Source organism: Methylophaga sp. UBA4204 (assembly GCF_002379485.1).
GTDB lineage: Bacteria > Pseudomonadota > Gammaproteobacteria > Nitrosococcales > Methylophagaceae > Methylophaga.
In genome coordinates this window covers 16,170-16,579 of sequence record NZ_DFTU01000094.1, presented here as the reverse complement: position 1 = coordinate 16,579, position 410 = coordinate 16,170, and the positions used below count along the sequence as shown (strand labels likewise).

1 protein-coding gene is annotated in these 410 nt (G+C 43.9%); it reads left to right on the top strand.

Features of this window, described 5'->3' with window-relative positions:
* Nucleotides 1–93: 93 nt before the first annotated feature.
* Nucleotides 94–410 (top strand): outer membrane protein assembly factor BamD (bamD, locus tag B3182_RS14170; protein ID WP_292753204.1); only part of this gene is annotated, 317 nt, incomplete at its 3' end.

Sequence of the window (410 nt, the reverse complement as noted above, 5' to 3'; positions counted from 1 at the left end):
ATGAAAGATTAACAGACCCTAGTGATGATTTGCCCGCTTAAACAGTCTACAATCGCAGGCTGTGAATTTTTTGTTTTATACAGATAGAAGCCCATGATGAAATACATTCTGCCGTTGTTCCTGTTATTCACACTTACCGCGTGCTCCTTCTTTTCAGGTAGAGACCCNNTAGAGCGCGTTTATGCCGAAGCTAAAGCAGCCCTGAATATTAATGATTACCGCACGGCAATCGAATATTACGAACAACTTGAAGCACGCTTCCCGTTTGGTGAGTATGCGCAGCAAGCCTTACTGGATTCTGCTTATGCTTATTACAAAACAGACGAGCCTGAAACGGCTATCGCCACTCTGGACCGCTTTATGCGAGTGTATCCGCTTAACGAAAACATTGATTATGCAATGTATCTGCG